The sequence below is a fragment of the Actinoplanes sp. NPDC026623 genome, from assembly GCF_040638275.1.
Lineage (GTDB): Bacteria > Actinomycetota > Actinomycetes > Mycobacteriales > Micromonosporaceae > Actinoplanes.
Genome location: NZ_JBEZXZ010000114.1, coordinates 20,360 through 28,138, shown reverse-complemented (window position 1 = coordinate 28,138; position 7,779 = coordinate 20,360). Strand labels below are relative to the sequence as shown.

Here is a 7,779-nt window from a genome sequence, read left to right as displayed (position 1 = left end):
GCCCGCCGCGGCCGCGGCGGGCGACTTCTCCACCGGATTCGAGGCCGGCGATCCCCAGCCGACCTGGCAGAACAGCGTCGAGAGCAGCGCCGGCATCGGCGGATACTGTTGCGGGCTCACCGCCATGGAGAGCGGGCCGCGCAACGAGACCGCGCACACCGGCTCCTCGGCGCTGATGTACTCGGGCAGCGACCTGAGCACCACCTCGTCGTACTCGTACAACCGGGTCTTCGATGTGGACCTGCCCGTCACCGCGACCACCTCGCTGTCCTACTGGGTGTATCCGCAATCCGGAGGGCACCTCGACGTCGCCGTCGACCTCGTCTTCACCGACGGCACGAACCTGCGTGACTCCGGCGCCGTCGACCAGCGCGGCGTCCGGGTGCACCCGGTCTACCAGGGCAACGGATCCGGCCTGGCCTTCGACCAGTGGAACTTCGTCACCTCGCGGATCGGCGACAACGTCGCCGGCAAGACCATCGACCGCATCCTGATCGCCTACGACCAGCCGCTGAACACCGGCACCTTCCGCGGATACTTCGACGACATCGCCATCCAGGCCGGCGGCGCCGCGACACGCCTGTCCGACCTCGTCGACACCCGGCGCGGCTCCAACTCCAGCGGCAGCTACTCGCGCGGCAACACCTTCCCCGGCACCACCGTCCCCAATGGATTCAACTTCCTCACCCCGATCACCAACGGCAACAGCGACAGCTGGCTGTATGAGTACAAGGCCACCACGGTGCAGGGCTTCGGGATCAGCCACGAACCGAGCCCGTGGATCGGCGACTACGGCCAGCTGCAGGTGATGCCGATGACCGGCGGCGTCAAGTCCACACCGGACGCGCGCAAGTCGGCCTTCCGCCACGGCAACGAGGTGGCGCAGGCGCACTACTACAAGACACAGCTCGACACGTACGGCATCACCGCCGAGATGACGCCGACCGACCACGCCGGTGCCATGCGGTTCAAATACCCCGCCGCCGCCGAATCGGTGATCCTGTTCGACACCGTCGACAGCGCCGGCGGCTCGATCAACGTCGACGCCGCCGCCCGGGTGATCTCCGGCTACGTCGACCACAAGGGCCAGCGGATGTACTTCTCGGCCACCGTCGACAAGGCCATCGCGGCGACCGGGACGGTCACCGGTCAGGGCGCGACCAGCTGGATCCGCTTCGCGACCGTCGCCGGCGAGCAGGTCACCCTCAAGATGGCGACCTCCTTCATCAGCGTGGCCCAGGCCGCGAGCAACCTCAGCCAGGAGATCGGCGCGAAGGACTTCGACACGGTACGCGAGCAGGCCGCCGGAATCTGGGACACCGCGCTCGGCAAGGCACGCATCGAGGGCGCGTCCAACGACCAGCAGGTCACCTTCTACTCCAACCTGTACCGCTCGTTCATGTACCCGAACAACCGCTCGGAGATCGTCGGCGGCGTCCGCAAATACCAGAGCCCGTACGACAACGCGATCCACGACGGGCAGATGTACGTCAACAACGGCTTCTGGGACACCGCCCGCGCGGTCTGGCCGCTGTACTCGCTGCTCACGCCGACGAAGACCGGCGAGATGCTCGACGGGGTGGTGAACGCGTACAAGAACGGGGGCTGGACGCCGCGCTGGACCGGCCCCGGATACATCGACATCATGGTCGGCACCAACCAGGACCTGGCCTTCGCCGACGCGTACCAGAAGGGTGTCCGCAACTTCGACTACCAGGCCGCGTACGCCTCGATGGTGAAGAACGCCAGCGTCTACTCCAGCTCCGGCTCCCGTGGGCGCAAGGGCCTCGAGGTGTCCACCTTCAAGCGCTACGTGCCGACCGACGTCCGCGGCGAGGCGGCCTCCTGGACCCTCGAGGACGCCAACAACAACTTCGGCATCGCGCAGCTCGGGCGGGCGCTCGGATACAACGAGGACGCCGACTACTTCCAGAACCGCGCCCTCGACTACGCCAACCTGTACTCCTCGTCGGTCGGCTTCTTCCGCGGCAAGCAGAAGTCCGGCGCCTGGCGGACCACCGACGCGGCGTTCAAGCCCAACGAGTGGGGCTGCGACTTCACCGAGGGCGCGCCGTGGCACTACGCCACCCCGGCCCCGCAGGACCCCCAGGGCATGGCAAACCTGTACGGCGGACGCGCCCAGCTCTCCAGCAAAATCGACTCGGTGTTCTCGGCCTCCCGCGACTACCTGACGGGCTGCTACGGCGGCGTCATCCACGAGATGAGCGAGGCCTACGACACCAACATGGGCCAGTACGCCCACTCCAACGAGCCGATCCACCACATGCTCTACATGTACAACTACGCCGGCACCCCGGCGAAGACACAGACCCACGTCCGCGACGTCCTCACCAAGCTGTACGACTCGGGCGCCGGCACCGGCAACGGCTACCTCGGCGACGAGGACAACGGCCAGATGTCGGCCTGGTACGTCTTCAGCGCCCTCGGCTTCTACCCGGCCCGGATGGGTAGCACCGACTACACCATCGGGGCGCCGCTGCACCCCAAGGCGACCATCAACCTGGAGAACGGCCACACCTTCACGGTCACCGCACCCGGCGTCAGCGACACCAACCGGTACATCCAGAGCGCCACGCTCAACGGCGTCAACTACACCAGGAACTACCTGACCCACGCCGACCTGCTGGCCGGCGGCACCCTCGCCTTCACCATGGGCTCCGCCCCGTCATCCTGGGGCACCGGCGCGGGCGACATCCCGGGCTCGATCACCACCGGCAGCGCGGCGCCGAAGCCGCTGACCGACCGGGCCACCGGCGGAACCCTCACCGCCAGCGGTGAGAACGGCACCACCGAGGGCCGGGCCAGCCTGGTGGACGACACCTCGCTGACCAAGTGGCTGACCTTCCAGAACACCGCGACCCTCGAGTACCGGTTCGCCGGCACCGGCACGGCCGCCGTCCGCCAATACACGCTCACCTCGGCCGACGACACCCCGGGCCGCGACCCGAAGAACTGGACGCTGCAGGGTTCGACGGACGGCACGACCTGGGTGACGCTGGACACCCGCGGCAACATCGACTTCGCCGACCGCCGCCAGACCCGGGCGTTCGTCATCGCCAACACCACCGCCTATCCCCGCTACCGGTTGCAGATCACCGCCAACCACGGCGCGGCCGAGACCCAACTCGCCGAATGGGAACTGCTCGGCTGACCGCCCGAACGCCGATCAGGCTCGCCGCCCGTACGCCCGGGCGGCGAGCCTGATCGGCAAGGCCGCCTTCTTCGCCACCCGGCCGGCGCCGGAGCGTGAGCCGGTGCGGAGGCCGGCGACGGCGCACTGACAGACCGAACTGGATTCGTGAGCCGCAATCCGGTGTTGGATCCGGGGTCCTACGCTCAGGCGATGCCGATGTACTCCGCGAATCAGATCTACGGATTCGCCCGCCGCGCCGGGTTCAGTCCCGACACGGCGGCGACGATGACCGCGATCGCCCTTGCCGAGTCCGGCGGCGAAAGCCGGGCGCACGGCGAGGAGTCGCGCGGGCTGTGGCAGATCGACGTCCACCTCCACCCGGACCTGCTGATCCGGTACGACCTCCACGACCCGCAGGACAACGCGGACGCGGCGTACGAGGTGTCCCGGCACGGCTCGGACATCTCGCCGTGGACGGTCACCCACGGCGGCGACCACGCCCGCCATCTGCGCCAGCGGGAGGAGGCGCAGAGCGCGGCGATCGCCCACGGGGACGGCCCCGGCCGCGGCGTCTGGACCGGGTCTCCGGGCACGACGGCAAATGACGCGGCCGGCCGCTCGGAGGACGCGGCGGTGCCGCCGGGTTACGACGGCGACCAGCTCACGGACGCGTTCGAGCCGGCGCGGGGACTCGACCCGCGCTCGCCGGACAGCGACGCCGACGGGCACCTGGACGGCAGCCTCGCGCCGCTGCGGGCCGGCACCGACCTCGACGACCTCGATGACCTCGACGATGCCCGCGAGCAGGTGCCCGGCCCGGACCCGAGGCTCGGCGCCGACGATCTGACGGCTACCCAGGAGCCGGACCCGCTGCCCGGCGCGGATCGGCTCGGCGCCGACGATCTGACGGCCGGCCAGGTCGAGGACGATCCGGCCGACCTACTGCCGTGACCGCGGCGGCCCTCGGCGTGCGGCGCGCCGCGGGTGGCCGCGGTCCACTGCACGCGGACCTGATCACGGCTGACCATGACCCCACGAACCACCCGCCCGCCGACGGGGTGCTCGCCGCCGGTGGGCGGATTCCTCAGCCCGCGAACTGGTACGTGGGGTAGGTGATGTAGCCGTTGTCGCCGCCCGCGTACCAGGTCGCCTGGTTGTCCTCCGCGATCGGGAGATCCTGGCGGAACCGTTCGACCAGGTCCGGGTTGGCGATGAAGGCACGGCCGAAGCTGATCAGGTCGGCGCCCAGCGCCAGCCAGCGGTCGGCGGCCGCGCGGTCCGACTTCGTCGGGCCCATCGGGAACGCCGGGTTGACGATGAGGGTGCCCGGCCAGGCGTTGCGCAGGCCGGTCAGCACGTCGTCGCCGGTGGTCGCCTCCAGGTGCACGTACGCCAGCCCGAGGGGCGCGAGCTCGGCGAGCAGTGCGGCGTACATCTCGGGAACGTCCGTCTCGTGCGCGCCCCAGATGCCGGCGCCGGGCGAGAGCCGGATGCCCGTACGGTGGGCGCCCACGGCCTCGGCGGTTGCGGACACCGCCTCGACGGCGAAGCGGATCCGGTTGGTGATCGACCCGCCGTAGCCGTCGGTGCGCAGGTTGGCCGCGCTGGACAGGAACTGGGAGATCAGGTAGCCGTTCGCGCCGTGCAGCTCCACCCCGTCGAAGCCCGCGTCGACCGCGCGCCGGGCGGCGTCGGCATAGGAGCGTGCCTGCTCCGGTACCTCGGCGGTCTCCAGCGCGCGCGGCACCGGCGCGGGCCTGCGGCCGGCCGGGGTGAAGATCTCGCCGGGGAAGGGGACCGCGGACGGGCCGACGGGCCGGAGGCCCGTCGTCTCCTCGTGGGACACCCGGCCGCCGTGCATGATCTGGGCGAAGATCCGGCCGCCGTTGGTGTGCACCGCGTCGGTGACCTGCAGCCAGGATTTGACCTGCTCGTCGGTGTGCAGGCCGGGGGTTCCCGGGTTGGACTGGCCGACGACGCTGGGTTGCACCCCCTCGCTGACGATGAGTCCGGCGGTGGCGCGCTGGGCGTAGTAGGTCGCCATCGACGGCGTCGCCAGGCCGCCGGCGGCGGCGCGGACCCGGGTCAGCGGGGCCATCACCACGCGGTTGGGCAGGACCATCCGGCCGAGCTGGTTGCGATCGAACAGGGTCGTCATGGGTACTGCCCTCCGGGAGCGTCACGATGTCCGCGCTAGGCTAAAACCTGACACTCACGTCAGATGCAAGCATTGCGCGGTGGATCACATCGAGGAGGCTTCATGCGGATCGGTGATCTCGCGGCGCAGGCCGGGGTGAGCGTGCGCTCCGTGCGCTACTACGAGGAGCAGGGGCTGCTCACCAGCGTCCGCAGCCCGGGCGGCCAGCGCCACTACACCGACAAGGAGGTCGCGCGGGTCCGCTTCATCCAGCGCCTGTACGCGGCCGGGCTCTCCAGCCGCACCATCGCCGAGCTGCTGCCCTGCGTCGACTCTCCCAGCGCGAACAACGCCGACGCCGCCTGGGCGCGGATGATCGAGGAGCGGGACCGCATCACCGCGCACCTCGCCGAGCTCACCCGGGCCCGGGACGCCCTCGATCAGCTCATGGAGATCAATCGCGTGCACCGGGCCCGCCTCGCCGACCGGGCGCCCTAGCTGCGACACCTCACCCTTTCGGTTGAATGGCTATTGGACGATCGGCGAACCCCCGGAAAGATGCATGCCGTACGACAAGCATCTTGAAGCGGGAGCCGTGACCATGACCATGGTTGCCGAAACGAAGGGGCCCTCCACGCGGGGGCCGACCGACTCGTTGATCGTCGCGCTCGCCGCCGGCGATGCCGCCGATCCGGGCCGCCCCCGGCTGCGGGAGCGTTGCATCGAGGCGTGGGTGCCGCTGGCCGAGCATCTCGCCCGTCGCTACGCCCACCGGGGTGAGCTGCTCGACGACCTGATCCAGGTGGCCGTCGTGGGGCTGATCAAATCGGTCGACCGGTTCGACGCCGACCGGGGCGCCGAGTTCTCCGGCTTCGCCATCCCGACCATCCTCGGCGAGATCAAGCGGCACTTTCGCGACCGGACCGGGGCCATCCGGGTCCCGCGCCGCCTGCAGGAGCTGCGGCCGGCGATCGCCGGAGCGAACGACGCGCTCGCGCACCGGCTGGGCCGCCTGCCGACCGTCGCCGACATCGCCGGTCACCTCGGCGTCGGGGAGGAGGAGGTGCTCGAGGGGCTGGAGGGGGCCCGGGCCAACAGCCCGTCGAGCCTGTCGGCGTCGGCCGGCGACCTGCTCGGCGGCGAGGACCCCGGGTTCGAGCTGACCGAACTGCGCCTCGCCCTCGGCCCGGCGCTGGCCCGCCTGGACGTCCGCGAGCAGCGCATACTGACGCTCAGCTTCTACGGCAACCGCACACAGACCGAGATCGCCGAACAGATCGGCATCTCACAGATGCACGTCTCCAGGCTGATCGCCCGCGCCCTGGCGAAGCTCCGCCGGCACCTGGATCCTGCCTGAGACCGGCGCGACGGCGCAGGGGTGTACCAGCAGGGCATTCCACCGGCCGGTCAAGGGACGTACGGTCGAAGCCGTGGGCAACCGCGCCAAGATCATCCACGGCAGCTGGCCACCGAACAGGACAGGGGCACGACGATGGACTCCCGCACACTCGGCACCGGCCTGCAGGTCTCGGCGCTCGGGTTCGGCTGCATGGGCATGAGCCAGAGTTACGGCCCGAACCCGGGCGACCGGCAACAGATGATCTCGCTCGTCCGCGGGGCCGTCGACCAGGGCGTCACCTTCTTCGACACCGCCGAGGTGTACGGCCCATTCGTCAACGAGGAACTTGTCGGCGAGGCGCTGCGCCCGCTCCGCGACCGGGTCGCCATCGCCACCAAGTTCGGCTTCGCGTTCGACGCCGACGGCCGGCAGACCGGGTTGGACAGCCGCCCCGAACACATCAGGCAGGTCGCCGACGACTGCCTGCGCCGCCTCGGCACCGACACCATCGACCTGTTCTATCAGCACCGCGTCGACCCGAACGTGCCCATCGAGGACGTCGCCGGCGCCGTCAAGGAGCTCATCGCCGCCGGCAAGGTGAAGCACTTCGGCCTGTCCGAGGCCGGCGTGGCGACCATCCGGCGGGCGCACGCCGTGCAGCCCGTGACCGCGCTGCAGAGCGAGTACTCGCTGTGGTGGCGCGAGCCCGAGGCCGAGATCCTGCCGACCCTGGAGGAGCTGGGCATCGGCTTCGTGCCGTTCAGCCCGCTCGGCAAGGGCTTCCTCACCGGCAAGATCGATCAGAACACCGCCTTCACCGGCACGGACATCCGCAGCAGTATCCCGCGCTTCAGCACCGAGGCGCGGCAGGCGAACCAGGCGCTTGTCGATCTGCTCGGCGAGGTCGCCGCCCGCAAGGACGCCACCGCCGCCCAGATAGCCCTCGCCTGGCTGCTCGCCCAGCGGCCCTGGATCGTCCCGATTCCCGGCACCCGCACCCCGCAGCGGCTCACCGAGAACCTCCGCGCCGCCGACCTGCGCCTCAGCGCCGACGACCTCGCCGAGATCGACGCGGCGGCGCAGAAGATCCAGGTTCAGGGCGATCGGTACCCGGCACACCTGCAGCGGATGATCGACCGCTGATCGGGG

General features: G+C 70.4%; 6 protein-coding genes. 5 read left to right on the top strand and 1 reads right to left on the bottom strand.

Going from position 1 to position 7,779, the window contains the following annotated elements; genetic code table 11:
* Together AB0F10_RS28255 and AB0F10_RS28250 are read left to right on the top strand one after the other, a co-directional pair.
* Positions 1-3,172, top strand: a 3,172-nt coding sequence (locus AB0F10_RS28255) for a GH92 family glycosyl hydrolase (protein ID WP_360631429.1), incomplete at its 5' end; no start/stop codon positions are given.
* Between the two features lie 192 nt (positions 3,173-3,364).
* Complete coding sequence (locus AB0F10_RS28250; RefSeq protein ID WP_360631426.1) at positions 3,365-4,105, top strand: hypothetical protein; 741 nt, start codon at positions 3,365-3,367, stop codon at positions 4,103-4,105.
* Positions 4,106-4,238: 133 nt separating this feature from the next.
* Here AB0F10_RS28250 and AB0F10_RS28245 read toward each other — a convergent pair whose 3' ends face one another.
* Entirely contained in the window at positions 4,239-5,312 is a 1,074-nt protein-coding gene (locus AB0F10_RS28245) for an alkene reductase (RefSeq protein ID WP_360631423.1), read from the bottom strand.
* 102 nt (positions 5,313-5,414) lie between these two features.
* On the opposite strand from AB0F10_RS28245, the gene AB0F10_RS28240 reads away from it, so the two are divergent.
* From AB0F10_RS28240 to AB0F10_RS28230, 3 genes are all read left to right on the top strand, one after another.
* Positions 5,415-5,789: a MerR family transcriptional regulator gene (locus tag AB0F10_RS28240; protein WP_360631420.1), complete on the top strand. Its 375-nt coding sequence runs from the start codon at positions 5,415-5,417 to the stop codon at positions 5,787-5,789.
* 103 nt (positions 5,790-5,892) lie between these two features.
* A complete protein-coding gene (locus AB0F10_RS28235; RefSeq protein ID WP_360631417.1) occupies positions 5,893-6,648 on the top strand; it encodes a SigB/SigF/SigG family RNA polymerase sigma factor in 756 nt (251 codons plus the stop codon).
* A 135-nt stretch (positions 6,649-6,783) separates the two neighbouring features.
* Positions 6,784-7,773 carry an aldo/keto reductase gene (locus AB0F10_RS28230; protein ID WP_360631414.1) on the top strand — a complete coding sequence of 330 codons (990 nt, stop codon included), beginning with the start codon at positions 6,784-6,786 and terminating at the stop codon, positions 7,771-7,773.
* Positions 7,774-7,779: the final 6 nt, after the last annotated feature.

Excerpts from the sequence above, each read along its gene's own strand:
- AB0F10_RS28245 (WP_360631423.1), bottom strand. The coding sequence starts at position 5,312 with ATGACGACCCTGTTCGATCGCAACCAGCTCGGCCGGATGGTCCTGCCC.
- AB0F10_RS28230 (WP_360631414.1), top strand. The coding sequence starts at position 6,784 with ATGGACTCCCGCACACTCGGCACCGGCCTGCAGGTCTCGGCGCTCGGG.
- AB0F10_RS28250 (WP_360631426.1), top strand. The coding sequence starts at position 3,365 with ATGCCGATGTACTCCGCGAATCAGATCTACGGATTCGCCCGCCGCGCC.
- AB0F10_RS28235 (WP_360631417.1), top strand. The coding sequence starts at position 5,893 with ATGACCATGGTTGCCGAAACGAAGGGGCCCTCCACGCGGGGGCCGACC.
- AB0F10_RS28240 (WP_360631420.1), top strand. The coding sequence starts at position 5,415 with ATGCGGATCGGTGATCTCGCGGCGCAGGCCGGGGTGAGCGTGCGCTCC.